The organism is Actinomycetospora corticicola, from assembly GCF_013409505.1.
GTDB classification, from domain to species: domain Bacteria; phylum Actinomycetota; class Actinomycetes; order Mycobacteriales; family Pseudonocardiaceae; genus Actinomycetospora; species Actinomycetospora corticicola.
Genome location: NZ_JACCBN010000001.1, coordinates 2,702,994 through 2,723,630 on the forward strand (window position 1 = coordinate 2,702,994; position 20,637 = coordinate 2,723,630).

The window sequence follows — 20,637 nt, forward strand, 5'->3', positions numbered from 1 at the left end:
TTCCGTGCTTGTCCCCCGCGAGGACGGGCAGCACGGTGACGGGTATGGCCGAGCAGACCGCGACCGGACCCACGACGACGGACGCTCCCGGGACGTCCTCGGTCGACCGGGTCGTGGCGGCCCTGGAGGCCGCGGGCGAGCGGGTGGTGCTGGTGCACCCCGACGGGGAGACGACCGGCGCGGAGCTGCTCGCAGCGGTCCGCCGCTACGCCCGGGCGCTGGACGGGCTGGGCATCGTCCCCGGGGACCTGGTCGCGCAGTACGCGCCGAACCGCCCCGACGCGCTCGCGGTCCGCTACGCCACCCACCTGATCGGCGCCGCGGCGGTGTACCTCTCCGCGCCGCCCGGGGCCGACCGACGGGCCCGCCAGCTCGAGCAGATCGACCCGCGGCTGGTGGTGGTGTTCCCGCGGACCGCGCAGTGGCTGCCGGTCACGACGGCGCCGGTCGCCGCCGTCGGGTCGGTCGAGGGCGTGCCGCTGCGCCTCGACGAGCTCGCCGCCGGGCAGTCCACGGAGCCGTTCGCGTCGCGGTCCCGGCCCGGCGACCTGGGCACGGTGCTCTCCTCGGGCGGCACCACCGGAATCCCGAAGGCCAGCATCCGGGACGTCGCCGCGTGGGCGGCCGCCGTCGCGACACCACCTCGCCCGGAGCGCCGCCAGCTCGCGTCGGGCGCCGAGGCCTACCTGACCCAGATCCTCGTCGCCCAGACCCTCATCGGCGGCGGCACGGTCGTCCTGCGCGACGACTCCGAGCCCGCCGCACTGCTCGAGGCGATCGAATCCGAGCGGATCACCGACCTGTTCCTCGTCGAACCGCAGCTGGCCGCCCTGATCGACCATCCCGACGTCGGGCGCCGGGACCTCTCGAGCCTGCGCACGCTGACCCACATCGGCGCCTCGGCGCCGCCGGCGCTGCGCCGCCGGGCGTACGAGCGGCTCGGTCCCGTGCTGCAGCACACCTACGGCGCGAGCGAGATGGGGATCGTCAGCGCGCTGCGCCCCGAGGAGTACGACCCCACCGACCCGGCGCGCGCCACCAGTGCGGGTCGCATCCTGCCCGGGGTCGAGGTCCGCTTCCGCGCCGCGGACGGGAGGCTCGACCCGGCGTCCGGAAGCATGGAGGTCCGCTCGGCGGCGATGGCGCACGGCTACCGCAACCGCCCCGAGGAGCAGGCCGAGCACTTCGTCGACGGCTGGTACCGCACCGGCGACCTCGGCCGCCTCGACCCGGACGGCCTCCTGCACGTGCTCGGACGGGCGGCCGACTGCGCGGTCGTCGACGGCAGACTCGTCACCCCGACCGGGATCGAGGACGTGCTGATGGGGCTGCCGTCGGTGCGCTACGCCGTCGTCGTCGCCGACCTCGCCCACCACCGCCGGGTCGCCGCGGTCCTGCCCCCGACCGACCGCGAGTCCGACCCGGCAGCGTGCCGGGCCGCGGTCGAGGCCGAGTACGGCGCGGGCGTGGCCGCAGGCCTCGTCGTCGTGCCGATGACCGACCTCCCGCTCACCGAACAGGGCAAGCCCGACCGCGCCGCCGTCCTCGCCGCCGCCTCCACGAGGGAGGAGGATGCCGGGGCATGACGGTGGTACTGGTGCACGGCAATCCGGAGAGCGCAGCCATCTGGGACCCGCTGGTCGGCGAGCTGGCCCGCGCGGGCGTGGAGGACGTCGTCCGGCTCTCCCCGCCCGGGTTCGGCGTGCCGCTGCCGCCCGACTTCCCCGCTACGGTCACCGCGTACCGCGACTGGCTGATCGGCGAGCTCGAACGCTTCGACCGGCCCGTCGACCTGCTCGGCCACGACTGGGGTGGCGGCCACGTCGTGACCACGCTGATGGAACGCCCCGAGCTGGTGCGGAGCTGGGCCGACGACGCGCTGAGCCTGTTCGAGCCAGACTACGTGTGGCACGACCTCGCGCAGATCTGGCAGACACCCGGCGACGGCGAGGCCAACCTCGACGAGATGTTCGGCGGCACCCCCGCCGAGCGCGCCGCACGGATGGAGTCCTTCGGCATCGGTCACGCCGAGGCCCTGCAGATCGCGGGCGTGCAGGGTGCGGAGATGAAGCGGGCGGTCCTCGCGCTCTACCGGTCCGCCGCCCAGCCGGCCATGGCCGAGCTCGGCAGGGCCCTCCCGACGTTGGCCGGTCGCCCCGGCCTCGCGGTGCTCGCGACGGCGGACCCCTTCGGAGGCTCCGAGGACCTCCGACGTCGCGCCGCGCAGCGGGCCGGCGCCGAGGTCGCCGTGCTCGACGGCCTGGGCCACTGGTGGATGGCCGAGGACCCGGCGCGTGCGGCCCGCGTCCTCACCGCCTTCTGGCGCGCCCGCGCGTGGAGCGCCTGAGCCACTCAGAGCTCGCGGTCAGGAGGGGCGCCGGAGGTCGGAGAGCACGGCGTCCGCGAAGGACGTGGCCGGCCGGCCGAGCAGCCAGCCGAGCACGTTCGCGTTGCCCGGCAGCCCGTGGGCGTCGTACTCGGCGCGCATCGCCTCCACCGCGTCCGCCTCCGGGGAACCTCGTTCGAACAGGCCCCAATCGCCGGGCCCCAGACGCCGGGTGCGCAGCGTGCGCCCCGTGACCCGAGCGACGGTCGCGATCATCGCGCTCAGCCCGAGACGCTCGGGGCCGGCCAACTCGTAGGTCGCAGCGTGGTGCCCGTCCTCGGTGAGGACCGTGGCCGCGACCTCCGCGACGTCACCGAGGTGGACGGCTGCCATGGGCGCCTCGGGGTCCCACGGGACCCCGACCTCGTCGTCCGGACCGACGATCATCCGGCTCACCGTCTGCGCGTAGATCGCCGGCTGCAGGATCGTCCACGCGACGCCGCACCGGCGCACGGCCTCCTCGCCGGCCGCCTTGCGCATGTGGTGCGGCAGCGCCGGCGTGTGGGGGTGGATGACCGAGTGCAGGACGACCCGTCCGACACCGGCCCGTACCGCGGCCCCGACCGCGTTGGCGATCAGCCGGTCCTCGTCGACCCGGAAGGGCGGCGGGACGAAGTGGACCGCGCGCCCTCGAGAGCCGCGACGAGCGAGTCCTCGTCCCCGAGCTCGGCGGTCCGGGCCTCGTGAGCTGCGGGCGGCACGGCGGACGTACGCGTGATGCCACGCACCGCGCACCCGCGGGCCGCCAGCGCTTCCACGATCCGCGATCCCGTCCGGCCGGCAGCTCCGATCACGGCGACCGGCCCGCCGAGAACGTCACCGGCCATGCTGACAACCCCGTCCCGTGCGCACGAGCGCCGATCCTCCCCCGGATCGGCCGTCGGCGCCCACGCTCCCGGTCGCGTCGTCGGCTGCCGCCCCTCCGTCCGTCCGCACGACCGACGCACCCGCGACCGTCGGTCGGGCACGGATCGTGCACGGCCGTCAGACGATCTCCGTCAGCTCCGGCAGCTCGTACCGACGGACCTCGCGCAACGCGGCGAGGCCGGCCGCGATCCCGGGCTGCTCGGCCGCTCCGCGACGCACGGCGGTGACGACGTGGCGGGTGGGCACCGAGGCCCCCGCGATCGGGATGCGCCGGGTGTCGGCGGTGGCGGGGAGGTCGACCAGGCGCGGGATCAGGGCGACCCCGAAGCCACGGGCGACGAGCGCGGCCCCGGTGTCCCAGGTGTCGGCGTGGTGCTCGACGGCGGGGTCGAACCCGGCGCCGGTGCAGGCCAGGGTCACGAGCTGGTGGTACGCGCGGCCCGGCGACCCCATCACCCACGGGTCGCCCGCGAGCTCGTCCAGGGACACCGAACTGCGGGCGGCGTGCGGGTGGTCGGGCCCGACCAGGACGTCGAGCGGCTCCTGGTAGAGCGGGAACTGTTCGAAGGCGGTGTCCGTGCGCGGCGGGATGCTCGGCGTCGCCACCACCACCGCGACGTCGGTGTCCCCCGCCGCGAGCAGGTCGAAGGCGCGCGCCGGCTCGATCTCGCGCAGGCGAACCCGCAGGCCGGGATGCCGCTGCCGCAGCAGGGCCAACGCCCGTGGCGCGACGACGGCGGCCGCGGTGGAGAAGGCCGCGAACCGCAGCGTGCCGGCGAGCTCGGTGCGCTCCTGGTAGGCGGCGAGGTCGGCCTGCGCCCGCTCCCACTGCGCGGTGAGCGTCGCGGCGTGCTCGAGCAGGGTGTGCGCGGCCGCGGTCAACCGGACCGTGCGCCCGGTCGGTTCCAGCAGCACGACGTCGAGCTCGCGCGCCAGGGCCTGCATCTGGTGCGAGACCGCCGACGGGGTCAGGCGGCACACCTCGGCGGCGGCCGTGACGGTGCCGTGCCGGGCGATCGCCTGGAGGACCCGGAGACGGCGATCGATCATGTACCGATCGTACAAGGTCACGTGTACGAACCTTCGATGGACGGAATGAATTGATCTCCGCACACTGAGCGTGCACCTCGGGGTGACGGCGCCGCTCCCCGGAAACCGCACTGTTCTCCTGGAGTCCGGCCATGTTCACGTATCGCGCCGTCGTCATCGGCCTCGGCGGACTGGGTTCCGCCGCCCTGTACCGCCTCGCCACCGAACTCGGACCCGGCGTCCTCGGGCTCGAGCAGTTCGAGCTGGGCCATTCCCGCGGCGCCTCGCAGGACCATTCCCGGATCATCAGACTCGCTCAGCACCAGCCGCAGTACGCCGCGCTCGCCTCGGCCGCGTACAAGGCCTGGGACGAGGTGGAGGGCGAGTCGGGCCAGCAGATCGTCACCCGCACCGGCGGCCTCGTCATCGAGGACCGGGCCGCTCGCCGCGGCGCCGCGACCGGATCGCGCAACATCGAGGGTTACACCGCGATGTTCGACCGCTTCGGCTACGCCTACGAGGTCCTCGACGCCGACGAGCTGGTCGCCCGGTGGCCCCAGTTCACCGTCACCGGCGACGTGCAGGCGCTCTACCAGCACGAATCCGGGATCGTCGACGCCGCTCGCGCCAACGCCGTGCACCTCGCGCTGGCCCGGGCGCACGGTGCCGAGGTCCGGGCGAACACCCCGGTGCGGTCCGTCCGTCCCGACGGCGAGGGCGTCGTCGTCGAGACCGACACCGCCACGATCCGGGCCGAACGCGTGGTCGTGGCCGCGGACGCCTGGACCAACCAGGTGCTCGCCGACACCGGGCTGCAGCTACCGCTGACGGTGCTGCGCGAGCAGGTCACCTACTACTCCACCCCGCACCTCGCCGAATTCGCGCCGTCACGGTTCCCGGTGTTCATGTGGCACGGGGCGCACAACTTCTACGGGTTCCCGGTGTACGGCGAGGTCGCGACGAAACTCGGTCAGCACATGGGCGGCGAGGAGACCACCGCCGACACCCGCAGTTTCGTGCCCGACGACGTGCGACGGGAACGGTACGCCGCATTCCTGTCCCACCACGTCCCGCGATTCCTCGGCCCGGAGCTGTACTCGAAGACCTGCCTCTACACGGTGCCACCGGACCAGAACTTCATCCTCGACCGGCTGCCCGACCATCCACAGATCGTGGTCGCGAACGGCGCCGGACACGCCTACAAGTTCGCCGCCCTGATCGGGTCGCTGCTCGCCGACCTCGCGCTCGACCGCGGCCCCTCGCAGCCGATCGACGCCTTCACCCTCGACCGGCCGGCGCTGACCGACCCGTCGTTCCCCCGCAGCTTCCATGTCTGAGCCCTGGTTCGTCACCGAACGCGCCGCCGTCCCGACCCGCACCCCCACCCCACCGCTGGAGGGAGTCCCCGCGATGACCGAGACCGTCGACCGGCCCACCGACCCCTACGCCGCGCTCCCGGCCCGCCCGATCGACCCGGCCCGGTTCTCGGACGAGGACACCTACGCCCAGACCCGGCTCCCGGTCGATCTCGCCTCGACCCTGATCCCCGACGCCTACAGCTCGCCGGAGTTCTTCGCGCAGGAGCAGGACAAGGTCTTCACCTCCAGCTGGGTCGCGGTCGGCCTGGTCGGCGACCTGGACAAGCCGGGCCGCTGCGTCGTCGTGGAGGTCGCGGGGCGGTCGATCCTGATCACCCGCAACCGCCACGGCGAGCTGCGCGGCTTCCACAACCTCTGCCGCCACCGCGCCACGAAGCTGCTCGACGACGACGCCCGCGAGGTCGGCCACCGCAACCGCATCCGCTGCCCGTACCACAACTGGACCTACGACACGGACGGCGCGTGCCTGGGCACCCCGCTCTTCGAGGGCTCCGACGTCCCGGCCGGCGAGGAGACCATCTTCGACCAGACGGCCAAGGGCTTCGACAAGGCCGACTACGGCCTGCTCCCCGTATCCGTGGACAGCTGGGGCTTCTTCCTGTTCGTCACCCTCGCGCACGATCCCGAGCCCCTGACGACGGCCCTGGGCGACCTGCCCGAGCGATTCGCCGACTACCGCCTCGACGAGTGGACCGCGCAGCGTCGGCTGACCTACGACGTCGCCGCGAACTACAAGCTCATCGGCGAGAACTTCATGGAGTACTACCACCTGCCCTGGGTCCACCCCGAGCTCAACCAGGTCTCCAAGTTCTCCGACCACTACCGCTGGCAGGGCCCCGGCCTCTACACCGGCATGTGCACCACCCCGGTCTCGGGCAACACCGAGGCCGGCGGCTGGGACGGGCTCTCCCCCCTGCGCACCCTCGGACCGCAGGACGCCGACGCCGGCCGCTTCGTGTGGCTGTTCCCGTCCACCGCCCTGGTGGTGCTGCCCAACCACGCCTTCGTGCTGTTCAACCGGCCGGTCGCCGCGAACCGCACCGTCGAGACCGCGGTCCTGCTCACCCACCCCGAGGCCGCCGACGACGCGGACGCCGAGGCCGGGATCGAGCAGCTGGCGAAGTTCTGGGACCTGGTGAACCGGCAGGACCTCGAGATCGTCGAGCGCGTGCAGGAGGGGCTGGAGAACCCCGCCTACCGTGGCGGGCGGATGTGCTTCCGCTTCGAGGAGCCGCTGCACCGCTTCCAGAACATGGTCATCGACAAGATGGTCGGCCTCGACCGGGTCCCCGCCGGCGACGAGGACACCATGACCCGGATGTTCCCCGACCCGTGACCGCGACCCTGCCCGTCCCTCCGGCCCCGGCAGCCCTCGACGGACGCACGCTGCCCGTCGAGGACCCGGCCACCGAGGAGACCATCGCCCACATCGCCCGGGGCGGCGCCGCCGAGGTCGACCGGGCCATCGCCGCAGCCCGGTCGGCCACGCGCACGATGCGCGACACGGCCCCTCTCGAGCGCGGCCGCGCGCTGCGCCGGCTCGCCGCCGAGGTCGACGGCGCCGCGGAGGAGCTCGCGCGGCTGGAGTCGCTGGACACCGGCAAGCCGCTCTCGCTGGCCCGTGGCGAGGTCGCCGGCTGCGTGAGCTACCTGGACTACTACGCCGGGGCGGCCGGCACGCTGCAGGGCGAGAGCATCCCGCTCGGACCCGGGTCGCTGGCCTGGACGGTGCCCGAGCCGGTCGGGGTCAGCGCGCACATCGTGCCGTGGAACGCGCCGCTGTCGATGCTGTGCCGCAGCGTCGCGCCCGCCCTCGCAGCCGGCAACACCGCGGTGGTCAAACCGGCCGAGCAGACGCCGCTCACCGCCCTGCGCTTCGCCGGGCTCGTCGAGGCCGCAGGCTTCCCGACCGGCACCTATGAGGTGGTGACGGGGCTCGGTGCGGAGGCCGGGGCCGCGCTGGCCGCCCACGGCGGGATCGGGTCCCTGACGTTCACCGGCTCGGTCGTCACCGGCCGGGCGGTCCTGCGCGCCGCCGCCGAGCACATCACCCCCGTGGTCACCGAGCTCGGCGGCAAGTCCCCGCAGATCGTGTTCGCCGACGCCGACCTCGACGACGTCGCCCGCCAGGTCGTCACCGGGTTCACGGCGAACTCCGGCCAGTACTGCGACGCCGGGTCGCGACTGCTGGTCGACCGGGCCGTCGCGGCCGAGCTCGTCGAGCGCATCCGCGCCCGCGCGGGCGCACTGACCCTCGGGGCCGGCGTCGACGACCCGGACCTCGGGCCGATGGTGTCCGCGCCGCACCGGCGACGGGTGTCTGAGTACGTCGACCTGGGCCGCGCCGAGGGCGCCGACGCCCCGACCCCGCCGCAGGCGCTGCCCGGCGTCGGGCACTTCGTGGCCCCGACCGTGTTCACCGGCGTCACGCCGGACATGCGGATCGCCCGCGAGGAGATCTTCGGGCCGGTCCTCGCGGTGCTGGAGTTCGGCACCGAGGACGAGGCCCTCGAGCTGGCCGACGCCACGGACTACGGGCTCGGGGTCGGCATCCACACCGCCGACATCGACCGGGCGCTGCGCGTGGCCGACCGGGTCGACGCCGGCTACGTGATGATCAACGAGTACTTCGGCGGAGGGGTGGCGGTCCCCTTCGGCGGCACGAAGCTCTCCGGCACCGGCCGGGAACGCGGCCTGGTCGCGCTCGAGAGCTACCTGACCCGCAAGACCGTCGTCGCCCGGAGGAGGGCCTCGTGAGCACCCCGACCACCACCTCCGCCGAGGTCGTCGTCATCGGCGGCGGCCTGGAGGGCTGCTCCGCGGCCTGGGCCCTGACCCGCCGCGGCGTCACCGACGTCGTCATCGTCGAACGCCTGGGAGGCGTCGCGGACCTCGGCGTGGACGGCAAGAGCTCCGACGACGACATCCCCGCCACCGACTTCCGGCTGTCCCGGTTCGCCGAGGGGGCGCTGCTCACCAGCCCGCACCCCTACGTCGGCGCCGGCCAGGTGCGCTGAGCACCCGCACCCGTCCGACCGAGGGAGGTTCCCGTGGAACTGATCGTCCGTGACCGCCGCGACGAGGCCGACGGCGTCGTCTCGCTGACCCTGGCCGACCCCGAGGGCCACGACCTGCCCGTCTGGACGGCGGGGGCGCACGTGGACCTGACCGTCGACCTCGGCGACGACGCCCACGTCGTCCGCCAGTACTCGCTGTCCTCGGACCCGGCCGACCGCGCGGCGTGGCGCCTCGGCGTCCTGCGCGAACCCGCGGGCCGCGGCGGGTCCGAGTTCGTCTGCACCAAGCTCGACGTGGGCGACCTCGTCGAGGTCTCCGCGCCCCGCAACCACTTCGAGCTGGCCCCGGCCACGGACTACCTGTTCGTCGCCGGCGGCATCGGGATCACCCCGATCCTCGCCATGATCGCCCACGCCCGGGCCGTCGGCGCCCGCTGGTCGTTGGTCTACGGCGGGCGCACCCGGTCCTCGATGGCCTTCCTCGACGAGCTCGCCGTGTACGGCGAGCGCGTCACCGTCGTCCCGCAGGACGAGCAGGGGCTGCTCCCGCTCGCGGCCGTCCTCGGCGATCTCGACCCGCGCACCGCCGTCTACGCCTGCGGGCCCGAGGCGATGCTCGCCGCGGTCGAGGCGACCGTCCCGCACCGGGCCGCCCTGCACCTCGAGCGGTTCACGCCGAAGGTGATCGAGGTCGAAGGTCCCGACGAGGCCTTCCAGGTCGAGTTCGCGACCTCCGGGCTCACCGCGACCGTCCCGGCCGAGAGCACCGTCCTCGCCGTCGCGGAGGAGCTCGGTCTGCCCGTCGACTTCTCCTGCCGCGAGGGCACCTGCGGCAGCTGCGAGACCCCGATCCTCACCGGCCGCGCCGAACACCGGGACTCCGTGCTCGACGAGGCCGAACAGGCGGAGAACACCTGCCTGATGATCTGCGTGTCCCGCGCCGAGCGCGGCTGCACGACGCTGCGGCTGGACCTCTAGATGAAGATCGAGCGCATCCACGTCCACCAGGCCCTGCTCCCGGTCGTCGGCGAGCCCTACCGCATGTCCCACACGACGGTGCACGAGCTCGACAGCACGCTGGTCGAGGTCGTCACCGCCGACGGCCGGCACGGGTGGGGCGAGACCTGCCCGCTCGGGCCGGTGTACCAGCCCCACCACGCCCTCGGCGCCCGCGCCGCACTCGAGCAGATCGCCCCCGGCCTCGTCGGGACGGAGATCGACTCACCCCGGCGTCTCGCGCAGCGGATGGACGAGCTGCTCGCGGGCCACGGCTACGCCAAGGCCGCCCTCGACGCCGCCGTCCTCGACCTCCTCGGGCAGGAACTCGGCGTCCCGGTCTCGACGCTGCTCGGAGGCGCACTCGTCGACCGCGTGCCCTCCTACTACTCGGTGATCGTCGGGACCCCCGAGGACAGCGCCCGCAGCGCGGCGGCGGCCGTCGCGGCGGGCTACCCCCGGGTGCAGGTGAAGATCGGCGGACGGGACCTCGAGCAGGACGTCGAGACCGTGCACCGCGTGTGGGAGGCGGTCGGGTACCGGGCCCGGCTCGCCGTCGACGCGAACCGCGCGATGACCGCGGCCCACGCCCTGCAGTTCGACCGGCTCACCGCCGACGTCCCGTTCGTCCTCGAGCAGCCGTGCAACACGCTCGGGGAGATGGCGCTGCTGCGCGGGCGGCTGACGCACCCGGTCGCGCTGGACGAGAACACCGAGGACGTCGACACCGTGCTCCGCGCGGTCACGGAGGGCCTCGCCGACGCGTTCTCGTTCAAGGTGACGCGGCTGGGCGGCCCGACGCGGGCGGCGCAGGCGCGCGACCTCTGCGCCCTGCGCTCGGTCCCCCACACCGTCGACGACGCCTGGGGAGGCTCGGTCGTCGCCGCCGCGTGCCTGCACCTCGCCGCGACCGTCGAGCCGCACCTGCTCGAGGGCGTCTGGATCGCACAGGACTACATCGAGGGGCACCACGACCCGCAGCGACCCGTCGTGGTGCAGGACGGGCACCTCGCCGTGCCGCAGGGGCCGGGCCTCGGGGTGACGCCCGATCCGGCGTCGCTGACCCCGCTCGCGACCTACGGCGGCTGAGCCCGGCCCCGGTCACTCGGGTCCCGGTGCCCCCGTCAGGCCGAGCTCCTCGTTGTCGAGCTCGGCCTGCACCCGGAGCACCACCTCGTCGTCGATGTCCCCGTCGTCGCGCAGCGCGACGAGCACCCGGCGTCGTTCGCGGACCAGCGCGAGCCGCACCGCCGTCTCGACGTCGTCGTCGCGTCGCCGGCGCTCGTCGTCGAGGACCGCGCCCTGGCGGGCCCGGCGGTCCTCGTGCTCGGCCCGGAGCCTGTCGACGAGGGCGTCGGGTGCGCCGTGGTCGGCGGCGGCGCGCGGGAGGACCGCGAGGGCCCCGTCGAGGGTGCGGGTGTGGGCCAGGGCCATCTCCTCCTCGGCGGCGGTGTCGGGGCCGTAGCGCGCGACGCGGACGACGGCGGGGAGGGTCAGTCCCTGCACGACGAGCGTCACGAGGATGACCCCGCAGGTGATGACGAGGAGCAGGTCGCGGTCCGGGAAGGGCGACCCGTCGGCGGTGGTGAGCGGCACGGCGAGGGCGATCGCGAGCGAGACGGCCCCGCGGAACCCGGACCACGCGAGCGGCAGCCGTTCCCGCGTCGACATCCGCCGGGCCCGCTGGCTCGCGCGCCGGTCGACCAGCCGGATCACGTAGGGCACCACGTTCAGCCACGCGAGGCGGGTGAGGATCACCGCGACCGAGACGAGCACCGCCGCGAGCACCCCGAACCCGAGCGTGCGCGACGACAGCCCGGACACCGCGGCCGGGAGCTCCAACCCGACGAGGAGGAAGAGCGTCGCGTTGAGCAGGAAGGTCGTGATCCGCCAGAACGCGTGCGCCTGGACCCGGGTGCGCGCGCCGATCGTCCGTGGCCCGACCCTCCCGAGGGCGAGCCCGCAGACCACCACCGCGAGCACCCCGGAGGCATGGATCTCCTCGGCGAGCAGGAAGGCGACGAACGGGGTCAGCACGCTGATGACGCTCTCGAGCAACGGGTCCCGCGCGGCGCGCCGGACCCGCGTCGCGACCCAGGCCAGGACGAGCCCGATCGCGATCCCGCCGAGGTAGGACACCGCGAAGTCGCCGAGCACCGGGAGCGCCTCGAACGCCTCGGTCTTGGTCGCCACGCCGACGGCCACCCCGAAGAGCACGAGCGCGGTCCCGTCGTTGACCAGGCTCTCGGCCCGCAGCATCGTCAGCGGCCGCCGCGGGAGACCGCGCGCGACGGCGGTCACCGCGGTCGCGTCCGTCGGCGCGAGGATCGCCCCGAGGACGAACCCGACCGGCCAGCTCAGCCCGAGCACGAGGTGCGCGGTCGCCGCCACCGCGGCCGCGGTCGCCACGACGAGGAAGACCGAGGACAGCACGAGGGTCCGCAGGTCGTTGCGGATCGACCGCAGCGAGGTCGTCAGCGCCTCCCAGTACAGCAGCGCCGGCAGGAACAGCAGCACCACGAGCTCAGGCGGCACCCGGATCTCCGAGGTGAACGGCACGAACCCGAGCCCCACGCCGCCGACGATGAGCAGGACGGGCCCGTTGAAGCCGGTGCGCTTCGCGAGCATCTCCGCCACGACCACCGCGACTCCGCAGAACACGAGCACCGCGAGGCCCGTGATGTCGTACATCACGCCATCTTCACACCGAACCGGGCGGACCGTCCGCAGGAACCGACCCGTCAAGGTCTCCCGCGTCGCCGTCAACGAGGCGTCAAGGTCCGGCGCCGATCCCGGCCCGCCGCGCCACGCTGCTCCGATGACGGAGCGGGGACGCACGACCACCAGGGTGGCCGCGGTGGTGGCGCCGTTCGTCGTCGCCTGGATCGCGGGGCTGCTGCACGACGTCCTCGCCAACACCGACGCGACGCTGGTGCTCGTCCTGGTCGTGGTCGCGGCGGCGGCCCTCGGGGACCGGCTCGCCGGTGTCCTCGCCGCCCTCGCCTCGGCCGCGGCATTCGACTTCTTCCTCACCGCCCCGGTCGACAGCTTCGCGATCGTCGGGCGGGAGGACGTCGAGACCGCGGTCCTGCTGCTCACGATCGGCGTCGCGGTCAGCGAGATCGCGTCGTGGGGACGGCGGCAGCAGGTCACGTCGGGACAGCGGGCCGACTACCTGGACGGCGTCGCCCGCGCGACGCGCCTCGCCGCGGAGGGCTCGCCGTTGGTGGCCGACACGATCACCCGCATGATCAGTGAGGTGCTCGACCTCGACGCGTGCCGGTACGACCCGTTCGCGGTGCCCGGCGCGACGCCGGACCGCCCCGTCCTGCACCGCGACGGCTCGATCTCGCAGAACGGTCACGCCGTGGACGTCCGCCGCGAGGGCCTGCCGGGGATGGACGTGATCGAACTGGCCGCCGGGCACGACGCCGGGTGCTTCCTCCTGACGGCGAGTACCGAGGTCCGGCGTCCGGAGCCCGAGCAGCTGCTCGTCGCCGTGACCCTGGCCGAGCAGCTGCCCGCGGCGCGCCGAACCTCGTCCTGACGACGGGTACGGGCGCCCGTGTCCGCGGGGCGGAGCGGTCAGCCGGTGGCGATGTCGCCGGTGGTGAGCGTCCCGGTGACGGTGCTCCCGCCGATCTGCACGCTGACCTGGTCCCTCCCGCCGGCCCGGTCGACCACGGTCATCGTGAACGGCACGACCTGGCCGCGGCTGGTGACCGCGGTGCCGGAGACGGTGCTGCCCGTCGCGGTCCTGGTGACCTGGGTGACGGTGCGGGAGCTCGCGGTGGTGTCGGCGCCGCCGCCGGCGAGCGCGAACTTGCCGGACGGCTGCCCGGCGGCGGTGGCCCGGGCGTCGACCGAGATCGAGAACCGCTGCCCGTCGATGGTGGTGAGGGTGCCGCCGCCCCTCACCGTCACGGCCCCCGCGACCGGCGCGGTGTAGGAGATGGTCGCGCTGCCTGCCGTGTTGCCGGCCGCGAGGCTCGACGTCCCTCCGGGCAGTGCCGAGCTCGTGCCGCCGGCACCTCCGCCGCCGCTGCCGTTGCTCGGATTGATGGAGCCACCGCCGCCGCCGGCGAGGCCGCCGCCCCCACCGCCGGACGCGTTGTCGATGATTTTCGGGTTCGGGGTGAACTGACCGTCGCCGCCGTCGCGGCCGTCGCCGGCTCCGACCGCGCCGCCCCCCACCCCGAACCGGTCCCCCGGTCCGGGTTGGCCGGCGTCGCCTCCCGCGGGGCTCGAACCTCGATCGCCCGACGGCGCACCGCCACCGGCGCCGGCGAGCGCGAGCAGCGACGAACCCGACGAGAGCGCGGTCCCGCCTCCGCCCCCACCCCCGCTTCCCTGCACCTGTCCGACCCGCGTCGGCGCATCGGCGGTCGACCCGGCACCTCCGCGGCCCTCCCCGGTCCCGCCGGTGCCCGGCGTCGGGGCAGCGCCAGAGCCCTCGACGCCGTTCTGGCCGTCGCCGCCCCGGGCCCCCACCGACAGAGCCAAGGGGGATCCGGTGACCGACAGCGCCCCGGTGATCACCGCCCCGCGCCCTCCGGTCCCGCCCGGGGTGATGTCCCGAGCGCCCGGGCCGTTGCCGCTCGGTACGGACTGGGCGCCGCCGTTGCCGCCCCCACCGCCCGCGAGGGTCACCTGGACGGTCTGCACGCCGGCGGGCGGCGTGACGGTGTAGGTCCCGGGACCGTAGGTACACGTGACCGTGCTCCCCGCCTGTGCGCAGTTCGACGGCAACGCCGCCGTCGCCGCCGGCGCGACGAGCGCCGCCCCACCGACCGTCAGCGCGCCCGCCAACACGGCTGCCAGCACGGACCCATGACCCACGACCACAACCACGTCCCTGCCTCTGTACGGGTGAACCGCGGCGGACGCTAACTGGCACGCCGCGGCAGCAACCTGGGTAAAACCCCTAGGTCCGCCCGGGTGGTCGCTCCGGGACGACGGGATGTCCGGGAGCAGCGCCTCGTCGTCGTCCCGGTCCGGCCCGGCCGGTCACGTCCGCACCGGGACGATCGGCGTCAACCGCTACGACATCGACCTCGGGGCCCCTTCGCCGGGATGAAGGACTCCGGGATCGCTCGTGAGCTCGGGCCGGAAAGATCAACAACTACCTCGAGCACACGTCGATCTACGCCCCGAGCAGCTACCTGCGCTGATCGGCCTTCCCGACGACGGGTCCGCCCGGCGGACCCGTCGTCGGGACCGTGTCACCGAGATCACCCGGTCGGACCTCGGTCCCGTCGACGCGGAGCCACGTACGGGAGCCGACCGATCCTGCGGCCGACCGGACGAACCCCGACCGCAGACGGGCGTCGGTGCTGGTCAGCGAGCTGTGGCGATGCTCGGTTGTACGCCGCTAGATTCGCGCCCGCCCTCGACGATCACGGGGGCGGAGAGGAACCGTCGTGACCGCCCCGACCAGCAGTGACCTGGCGTCGCTGCTCCGGACCCGCTCGTACGACGACGCCGCGCTGGCCGCGGCGAGCGTCGACGCCCCCGACCACGCCGTGCTGCCCGAGGCCACCGTGGTGAAGGTGGGCGGCCAGAGCCTGATGGACCGGGGCGCCGACGCGGTGCTCCCCGTCGTCGAGGAGCTGCTGGCGGCCCGGGGGCAGCACCAGCTGCTCATCGGCACCGGCGGCGGCACGCGCGCCCGGCACGCCTACTCCCTCGCCGCCGAGCTCGGCCTCCCGACCGGTGTGCTGAGCGACGTCGGCTCCGCGGTCGCCGGCCAGAACGCCACGATGCTGGGCTACCTGCTGGCCCGCCACGGCATCCCGGTCGTCGCGCCGAACGCCTTCGCCTCGCTCCCCCTGCAGGTCGCCGAGGTCGGCGCCGCGATCTTCGCCGGCATGCCCCCCTACGGCATGTGGCAGCGCGTGCCCGGCGAGGGCGTGATCCCGCCCTACCGCACCGACGCCGGCTGCTTCCTGGTCGCCGAGACCTACGGCTGCAAGCAGATGATCTACATCAAGGACGAGGACGGCCTGTTCACGGCCAACCCGAAGAACGACTCCTCGGCCACCTTCATCCCCGAGATCACCGTCGACGAGCTGCTCGCCCGCGACCTGCCCGACCTCGTGCTGGAGCGCGGCATGCTCGAGCTGCTGCGCGACGCGCGCCGCGTGCGGTCCGTCCAGGTGATCAACGGGCTCGTGCCCGGCCGGATCACCGCCGCCCTCGCCGGCGAGCACGTCGGCACCATCATCTCGGCGTAGCGGAGACCACCATGAGCGACACCAAGGACGTCCCCTCGGCGCTGATGCGCCAGACCCTGCTCGACCGCGAGCTCGTCCGCTCCGCCACCGGGGTCGAGCACGGCCCGGTCCGGCTGCTGCCCTGGCTCGACGTCGTCGTGCTCGGTGGCTCCACGATCATCGACGGCGGCCGCGACACGCTGCTCCCGGTCATCGACGAGATCCGCTCGCTGCTCGGGTCCCGCCGGATGCTGATCCTCACCGGGGCCGGCGTCCGCGCCCGTCACGTGCTCGGCGTCGGGCTCGACCTCGGCCTGCCGACCGGCGCGCTCGCCGGGCTCGCCGCCACGGAGGCCGAGCAGAACGGCCACCTGGTCGCGGCGCTCCTCGCGAGCGAGGGCGTCTCGTACCTGCCGCACGGCGCGGTCGCCGGTCAGCTCTCGGTGCACCTGGCCGCCGCCCCCGCCGTCGTCTCGAACGGCTACCCGCCCTACGGCGTGCACGAGTTCACCTCGCAGCAGACCAAGCTGCCGCGCCACCGCGCCGACGCGGGTTCGCTGCTGCTCGCCGACGCCCTCGGCGCGCGCTCGGTCACCTACGTCCGCGACGCGGACGCGCTGTCCCGCTTCGCCGGGGCGGACCGGGTCGCGGCCAAGGAACTGCGGACCACCGACGCCGACCTGCCGCTCGACCGCATCGTCGGCGAACTGCTCGAGCACGCCAAGCACGTGCGGGAGGTGCGCGTCGTCGACGGCACCACCCCGGGCCAGATCGGCAGCGCGATGGCGGGCGAGCCGGCGGGCGTCACCGTCCACGCCTGATCTCTTCCCGACGACGGGTCCGCGCGGCGGACCCGTCGTCGGGAACTGCGGCGGAGTGCGTCACCCGTGACGCACATCGCCGCACTCCCGCGCGGGCCGTGGATCAGCCCTCGGAGGTGACCGGCCAGCACATCCGGACGGTCGTGCCCTGCTCACCGGCCTCGATCGAGCTGCGCTGGGCGAGGCGCCCGATGAGGTCGATCCCGCGTCCCCGGAAGCCGGGGTCGCCGCGCGGCTTCCACACCCCGTTGTCGGAGACGAGCACGGAGACCCCGCCGCCACAGGCGCGGGGGCCGGCCACGAGTCGCACGGCGCAGTCCCAGTCCGGGCAGGCGTGCTCCACGGCGTTCGTCACCGCCTCGTCGACGACCAGCAGGATCGACTCCGCGATCTCCTCGTCGATCTCGCCGCCGTCGAGCCACGCCCGCACCCGGCGGCGGAACGCGCGCACGGTGTCCGGGACCGCGTCGTGCCGCTCCTGCACGCCGTTCCACCCCGCCTGACCGGGGTCGGGCCAGCACACGCAGGCCGGACCCTCGGTGCTCGGCGCGTCGTCGGCGGCGCTCACACGCTCCCGCCGGTCCATGCCGTGCACTCCGCCATGGTCCGTGGCTACCCGCAATCGGCTGTTCACACCGTTCTCCGGCGGTCGTCACGTCCGGGGTGGCGCAGGACTCGTCCTAGAGGAGGCCCCGACCGCGGGCGTTGGTGATCACCTGGGCGCGGTTCCGGGCGTCCTGCACGCCCGGCTGCGCCGCGTCGGGGACGACGCCGGCGTGGTGATCGACCGCGTGCCCGACGGCGCCCGCCTGCTCCTCGACGGACAGGAGCTTCCGACGACGGGCCGGGGCACCATCACCGTCGACGTCCCCGCCGGGCCCGCCCACGACCTCGAGCTCGCGCCGTGAGCGCGCCCACCGCCATCGCCTTCGACCTCGTCGACCAGGACGGCGCCCCCGTCGACGCCGGGTCCTACGGCGGCTCCTGGCTGCTCGTGCAGTTCGGCTTCACGTCCTGCCGCGTCGTCTGCCCCCGCGCCCTGACCAAGCTGACCGCGGCCCTCGACGGCCTCGGGGACGACGCCCGGCGCGTCCGGCCCCTCTACGTGACCGTCGATCCCGACCGCGATACCCCCGACGTCATGAAGGCCTTCCTGACGACGTCCTACCCGCGCTTCACCGGCCTGACCGGCACCCCGGAGCAGGTCGAGGCCGCGAAGGCGGCCTTCCGGGTGTTCGCCCGGCGGCGGGCCGACCCGGAGGACCCGGACGGCTACGCCGTCCCGCACACGGCGATCACCTACCTCGTGGACCCCGACGGCCGCCTCGCCCGGCACTGGCCGGACACCTCCGAGGCGTCGGCGATCACGGCCGACCTCGAGGTGCACCTACTTGCTCGCTGACACGCAAGTTGGTTGGATGGCGGCATCGACCTCGAAGGAGCGCGCCCGATGCCGTACACCCACCTCGACCCGCGCCGGCTCCACGCCATCGACGGCGTCCCGACCGGCGAGCCCGTGACGATGCTCAACCTGGTGCGCTTCCGGGAGCAGGCGGACTACGGCCCGGACTCGTCGCACGAGCCGTGCTCGGGCCGGACCGCCTACCTGGAGCGCTACGTGCCGGCCTTCCGGGCGATCGCCCCGACGTTCGGGGGTGCCTCGCCCGTGTACCTGGGCGACGCGCACGACCTCCTCGTCGGTCCCGACGACGAGCGGTGGGACCTCGTGGCCCTGATGCGCTACCCGGACCTGCCCAGCCTCCAGGCGTTCCTCGACGACGAGCGCTACCTGCGCGAGGCGGCCCCGCACCGGGTCGCCGCCCTCGCGGACTGGCGGTTCCAGGTCACCTCCGCGCGGTGAGTCCTCTCAGGGCGTAGCCGGCCGGTGGCGGAGTTCGGTGCTCACCTCGTGCAGCGCCTGTGGCGCCGAACGGCAGACGGTGGGCAGGCTCAGGTAGCCGTGCGGCATGCCGACGTACTCGGTGAACCGCACCGGCACCCCGGCCGCGCGGAGCGCCTCGGCGTAGCGCACCACCGGTCTGCCTCCTCCGCACGTCGTCGTCCGCCCCGCGACGCTACGCGCCGACGAGGTCCACGCCCCCCGACGTCGAGCTGGCCGAGGTGCCGGCCGGGCCGGGTGGGACCATCCCCGCGATGAGCGAGCCGGGCTGGGTCCACCACGCGATCTTCTGGCACGTCTACCCGCTGGGGGCCGTGGGCGCGTACCCCGCCGACGAGCCGCCCGGCCCCGACGAGCACCGGCTGCGGCGCCTCGTCGGGTGGCTGGACCACGTGCAACGCCTCGGCACCAACGGCGTCCTGCTCGGGCCCGTCTTCGCGTCGTCGACCCACGGCTACGACACGACCGACCACCTCCGCGTCGACCCCCGGCTCGGCGACACCGGGGACCTCGACGCGCTGATCGCCGAGGCGCACGACCGCGGCCTGCGGATCGTGCTCGACGGCGTGTTCTCGCACGTCGGGCCGGAGCACCCGCGGGTGCTCGCCGTCCGTGCCGACCCGGCGGGTCCGGACGCGCGCTGGTTCCGCCACGACGACGACGGCGGGCTCGCGACCTTCGAGGGCCACCCCGGTCTACTCGCCCTGGACCACGGGCGTGCCGAGGTCCGCGACCACGTCGTCGAGGTCATGGGCCACTGGCTCGACCACGGCGTCGACGGCTGGCGGCTCGACGCCGCGTACGCCGTCCCGGCCGACTTCTGGGCGGAGGTCCTCCCCCGGGTCCGCGAACGCCACCCTGACGCCTGGTTCCTGGGCGAGGTCCTCCACGGCGACCACGCGGAGATCGCCCGGGCGACGACGATCGACTCGCTCACGCAGTACGAGCTGTGGAAGGCGGTCTGGTCGAGCCTCAACGACCGCAACCCGCACGAGCTGGCCCACGCCCTGCGCCGCCACGAGGGCTTCCTCGCCGCCGAGGTCCCCGCGACGTTCGTCGGCAATCACGACGTCACCCGCCTCGCCAGCCGTCTCACCGACCGCCGCACGCTGCCGCTGGCGCTCGCGGTGCTGTTCACCGTCGCCGGCACGCCCACGGTCTACGCCGGCGACGAGTTCGGGCTGACCGGGATCAAGGAGGACCGCTTCGGCGGGGACGACGCCGTGCGCCCGGAGTTGGCCGAGGACCCGCCCCCGGGCGCCGACCTCGACGTCCTGCACCACCACCAGGAGCTGATCGGCCTGCGCCGCCGGCACGACTGGCTCCACCGGGCCCACGTGGAGATCGTCCACGTCGACCACGAGCGGCTCACCTATCGCAGCCACCTCGACGACCACGCCCTGACGGTCACCCTCGACTACGGCGACGACCACCGCGCGCCGGACTGGCGGCTCGAGGCCTGACGGGCGGCACGGTCCCGGATCGACCGTCGGGCGCCGAGCTGCTTGCTGTGGAGCAGCGCCGCGTCGATCCGGCGGTGGGTCAGGTGGGGCTCGTCGACGTCGAGCACCACCCGGTGGAAGGGCCGACCGCTCAGGTAGACGACCACGAGGTGCGCGCCGTCGTGCACGCCCCAGAACTGGCGGCGCTCACCGACGCCCCAGCAGCCGACCCGCAGCCGGCGCGGCCACCACAGGGCGGGGGCGGCGAGGCGGGGACTCGAGGCGAGGGCGTCCGTCCGCGTCATGACCCGCGCACCGAGGACCCGCTCGTAGGGCACGAACAGCTCCCGCCGACCACCCGCGACGACGTCGAGCCCGGACAGCCGCACCGTGAACCCGGTCGAGTCGACGTCGAGCCGGACCGCCATGGGGCACCTCACGGAGATCGGGGAACGGAGACGCCGTCCACGGGGCCTCCCCCCGCCGGATCGAGGAGCGAACCTTCTGCGCCCCGTGTCGGGACCGCCCCCCGCGCAGTTACCCCGACACGCCGACCCGCCGTGAAGTTGGGCCGCTCGGCGGCGCCGA

General features: G+C 74.3%; 22 protein-coding genes. 14 read left to right on the forward strand and 8 right to left on the reverse strand.

Annotated elements, in window-relative coordinates; all coding sequences use genetic code 11:
* Positions 1 to 44 precede the first annotated feature (44 nt).
* The gene (locus BJ983_RS12975) at positions 45 to 1,586 is read left to right on the forward strand and encodes a class I adenylate-forming enzyme family protein (protein ID WP_179794162.1); all 1,542 of its coding nucleotides are present in this window, start codon (positions 45 to 47) and stop codon (positions 1,584 to 1,586) included.
* Positions 1,583 to 2,347 (forward strand): alpha/beta fold hydrolase, encoded by a 765-nt coding sequence (locus BJ983_RS12980; protein ID WP_179794163.1) that lies wholly within the window; start codon positions 1,583 to 1,585, stop codon positions 2,345 to 2,347. Before BJ983_RS12975 ends, BJ983_RS12980 begins: the two co-directional genes overlap by 4 nt.
* Positions 2,348 to 2,365: 18 nt before the next feature.
* On the opposite strand, the gene BJ983_RS12985 is transcribed toward BJ983_RS12980, so the two are convergent.
* Both BJ983_RS12985 and BJ983_RS12990 read right to left on the reverse strand, forming a co-directional pair.
* A complete protein-coding gene (locus tag BJ983_RS12985) occupies positions 2,366 to 3,121 on the reverse strand; it encodes an NmrA family NAD(P)-binding protein (RefSeq protein ID WP_179794164.1) in 756 nt (251 codons plus the stop codon).
* Positions 3,122 to 3,370: 249 nt separating this feature from the next.
* Entirely contained in the window at positions 3,371 to 4,303 is a 933-nt protein-coding gene (locus BJ983_RS12990; protein ID WP_179794165.1) for a LysR family transcriptional regulator, read from the reverse strand.
* Between the two features lie 131 nt (positions 4,304 to 4,434).
* Here BJ983_RS12990 and solA point away from each other — a divergent pair, with 131 nt between their 5' ends.
* The 6 genes from solA to BJ983_RS13020 all read left to right on the forward strand — a co-directional run bounded on the left by solA (position 4,435) and on the right by BJ983_RS13020 (position 10,763).
* Positions 4,435 to 5,619, forward strand: a complete 1,185-nt coding sequence (solA, locus tag BJ983_RS12995; RefSeq protein WP_179794166.1) for an N-methyl-L-tryptophan oxidase — start codon at positions 4,435 to 4,437, stop codon at positions 5,617 to 5,619.
* 73 nt (positions 5,620 to 5,692) lie between these two features.
* Positions 5,693 to 6,997 (forward strand): aromatic ring-hydroxylating oxygenase subunit alpha, encoded by a 1,305-nt coding sequence (locus BJ983_RS13000; RefSeq protein ID WP_179797767.1) that lies wholly within the window; start codon positions 5,693 to 5,695, stop codon positions 6,995 to 6,997.
* Positions 6,994 to 8,418 carry an aldehyde dehydrogenase family protein gene (locus BJ983_RS13005; protein ID WP_343054108.1) on the forward strand — a complete coding sequence of 475 codons (1,425 nt, stop codon included), beginning with the start codon at positions 6,994 to 6,996 and terminating at the stop codon, positions 8,416 to 8,418. Before BJ983_RS13000 ends, BJ983_RS13005 begins: the two co-directional genes overlap by 4 nt.
* A complete protein-coding gene (locus tag BJ983_RS13010; protein ID WP_179794167.1) occupies positions 8,415 to 8,678 on the forward strand; it encodes an NAD(P)-binding protein in 264 nt (87 codons plus the stop codon). Before BJ983_RS13005 ends, BJ983_RS13010 begins: the two co-directional genes overlap by 4 nt.
* A 33-nt stretch (positions 8,679 to 8,711) precedes the next feature.
* Positions 8,712 to 9,656 carry a 2Fe-2S iron-sulfur cluster-binding protein gene (locus BJ983_RS13015; protein ID WP_179794168.1) on the forward strand — a complete coding sequence of 315 codons (945 nt, stop codon included), beginning with the start codon at positions 8,712 to 8,714 and terminating at the stop codon, positions 9,654 to 9,656.
* Positions 9,657 to 10,763: a mandelate racemase/muconate lactonizing enzyme family protein gene (locus BJ983_RS13020; RefSeq protein ID WP_179794169.1), complete on the forward strand. Its 1,107-nt coding sequence runs from the start codon at positions 9,657 to 9,659 to the stop codon at positions 10,761 to 10,763. It abuts the gene before it with no gap.
* A gap of 12 nt (positions 10,764 to 10,775) precedes the next feature.
* Here the strand turns inward: BJ983_RS13020 and BJ983_RS13025 are convergent, their stop codons facing one another.
* Positions 10,776 to 12,365, reverse strand: a complete 1,590-nt coding sequence (locus BJ983_RS13025) for a Na+/H+ antiporter (protein WP_179794170.1) — start codon at positions 12,363 to 12,365, stop codon at positions 10,776 to 10,778.
* A 127-nt stretch (positions 12,366 to 12,492) separates the two neighbouring features.
* On the opposite strand from BJ983_RS13025, the gene BJ983_RS13030 reads away from it, so the two are divergent.
* A complete protein-coding gene (locus BJ983_RS13030) occupies positions 12,493 to 13,221 on the forward strand; it encodes a DUF4118 domain-containing protein (RefSeq protein WP_179794171.1) in 729 nt (242 codons plus the stop codon).
* Positions 13,222 to 13,259: 38 nt separating this feature from the next.
* Here BJ983_RS13030 and BJ983_RS13035 read toward each other — a convergent pair whose 3' ends face one another.
* On the reverse strand, positions 13,260 to 14,498 hold the full coding sequence (locus tag BJ983_RS13035; RefSeq protein ID WP_179794172.1) for a hypothetical protein: 1,239 nt from the start codon (positions 14,496 to 14,498) through the stop codon (positions 13,260 to 13,262).
* Positions 14,499 to 15,094: 596 nt separating this feature from the next.
* On the opposite strand from BJ983_RS13035, the gene BJ983_RS13040 reads away from it, so the two are divergent.
* Both BJ983_RS13040 and BJ983_RS13045 read left to right on the forward strand, forming a co-directional pair.
* Positions 15,095 to 15,907, forward strand: a complete 813-nt coding sequence (locus tag BJ983_RS13040; RefSeq protein WP_179794173.1) for an amino acid kinase family protein — start codon at positions 15,095 to 15,097, stop codon at positions 15,905 to 15,907.
* A gap of 11 nt (positions 15,908 to 15,918) precedes the next feature.
* A complete protein-coding gene (locus tag BJ983_RS13045; protein WP_179794174.1) occupies positions 15,919 to 16,707 on the forward strand; it encodes an amino acid kinase family protein in 789 nt (262 codons plus the stop codon).
* Positions 16,708 to 16,810: 103 nt separating this feature from the next.
* Here the strand turns inward: BJ983_RS13045 and BJ983_RS13050 are convergent, their stop codons facing one another.
* Together BJ983_RS13050 and BJ983_RS30180 are read right to left on the reverse strand one after the other, a co-directional pair.
* Positions 16,811 to 17,293 (reverse strand): ATP-binding protein, encoded by a 483-nt coding sequence (locus BJ983_RS13050; RefSeq protein WP_218890257.1) that lies wholly within the window; start codon positions 17,291 to 17,293, stop codon positions 16,811 to 16,813.
* A gap of 94 nt (positions 17,294 to 17,387) precedes the next feature.
* Positions 17,388 to 17,594 carry a hypothetical protein gene (locus tag BJ983_RS30180; RefSeq protein WP_218890258.1) on the reverse strand — a complete coding sequence of 69 codons (207 nt, stop codon included), beginning with the start codon at positions 17,592 to 17,594 and terminating at the stop codon, positions 17,388 to 17,390.
* Between the two features lie 17 nt (positions 17,595 to 17,611).
* Here BJ983_RS30180 and BJ983_RS13060 point away from each other — a divergent pair, with 17 nt between their 5' ends.
* Together BJ983_RS13060 and BJ983_RS13065 are read left to right on the forward strand one after the other, a co-directional pair.
* Complete coding sequence (locus tag BJ983_RS13060) at positions 17,612 to 18,109, forward strand: SCO family protein (RefSeq protein ID WP_179794177.1); 498 nt, start codon at positions 17,612 to 17,614, stop codon at positions 18,107 to 18,109.
* A gap of 48 nt (positions 18,110 to 18,157) precedes the next feature.
* Entirely contained in the window at positions 18,158 to 18,568 is a 411-nt protein-coding gene (locus BJ983_RS13065; RefSeq protein ID WP_179794178.1) for a hypothetical protein, read from the forward strand.
* A gap of 6 nt (positions 18,569 to 18,574) precedes the next feature.
* Here BJ983_RS13065 and BJ983_RS13070 read toward each other — a convergent pair whose 3' ends face one another.
* Complete coding sequence (locus tag BJ983_RS13070; protein WP_179794179.1) at positions 18,575 to 18,742, reverse strand: alpha/beta hydrolase family protein; 168 nt, start codon at positions 18,740 to 18,742, stop codon at positions 18,575 to 18,577.
* A gap of 119 nt (positions 18,743 to 18,861) precedes the next feature.
* Here BJ983_RS13070 and BJ983_RS13075 point away from each other — a divergent pair, with 119 nt between their 5' ends.
* Positions 18,862 to 20,070, forward strand: coding sequence for an alpha-amylase family glycosyl hydrolase (locus tag BJ983_RS13075; RefSeq protein ID WP_179794180.1), 1,209 nt, complete (start codon positions 18,862 to 18,864; stop codon positions 20,068 to 20,070).
* On the opposite strand, the gene BJ983_RS13080 is transcribed toward BJ983_RS13075, so the two are convergent.
* On the reverse strand, positions 20,025 to 20,477 hold the full coding sequence (locus tag BJ983_RS13080; protein WP_179794181.1) for a hypothetical protein: 453 nt from the start codon (positions 20,475 to 20,477) through the stop codon (positions 20,025 to 20,027). The genes BJ983_RS13075 and BJ983_RS13080 overlap by 46 nt on opposite strands.
* Positions 20,478 to 20,637: the final 160 nt, after the last annotated feature.

Excerpts from the sequence above, each read along its gene's own strand:
- BJ983_RS12975 (WP_179794162.1), top strand. The coding sequence starts at position 45 with ATGGCCGAGCAGACCGCGACCGGACCCACGACGACGGACGCTCCCGGG.
- BJ983_RS12980 (WP_179794163.1), top strand. The coding sequence starts at position 1,583 with ATGACGGTGGTACTGGTGCACGGCAATCCGGAGAGCGCAGCCATCTGG.
- BJ983_RS12990 (WP_179794165.1), bottom strand. The coding sequence starts at position 4,303 with ATGATCGATCGCCGTCTCCGGGTCCTCCAGGCGATCGCCCGGCACGGC.
- solA (WP_179794166.1), top strand. The coding sequence starts at position 4,435 with ATGTTCACGTATCGCGCCGTCGTCATCGGCCTCGGCGGACTGGGTTCC.
- BJ983_RS13000 (WP_179797767.1), top strand. The coding sequence starts at position 5,693 with ATGACCGAGACCGTCGACCGGCCCACCGACCCCTACGCCGCGCTCCCG.
- BJ983_RS13020 (WP_179794169.1), top strand. The coding sequence starts at position 9,657 with ATGAAGATCGAGCGCATCCACGTCCACCAGGCCCTGCTCCCGGTCGTC.
- BJ983_RS13025 (WP_179794170.1), bottom strand. The coding sequence starts at position 12,365 with ATGTACGACATCACGGGCCTCGCGGTGCTCGTGTTCTGCGGAGTCGCG.
- BJ983_RS13030 (WP_179794171.1), top strand. The coding sequence starts at position 12,493 with ATGACGGAGCGGGGACGCACGACCACCAGGGTGGCCGCGGTGGTGGCG.
- BJ983_RS13045 (WP_179794174.1), top strand. The coding sequence starts at position 15,919 with ATGAGCGACACCAAGGACGTCCCCTCGGCGCTGATGCGCCAGACCCTG.
- BJ983_RS13050 (WP_218890257.1), bottom strand. The coding sequence starts at position 17,293 with ATGGACCGGCGGGAGCGTGTGAGCGCCGCCGACGACGCGCCGAGCACC.
- BJ983_RS13065 (WP_179794178.1), top strand. The coding sequence starts at position 18,158 with ATGCCGTACACCCACCTCGACCCGCGCCGGCTCCACGCCATCGACGGC.
- BJ983_RS13075 (WP_179794180.1), top strand. The coding sequence starts at position 18,862 with ATGAGCGAGCCGGGCTGGGTCCACCACGCGATCTTCTGGCACGTCTAC.
- BJ983_RS13080 (WP_179794181.1), bottom strand. The coding sequence starts at position 20,477 with ATGGCGGTCCGGCTCGACGTCGACTCGACCGGGTTCACGGTGCGGCTG.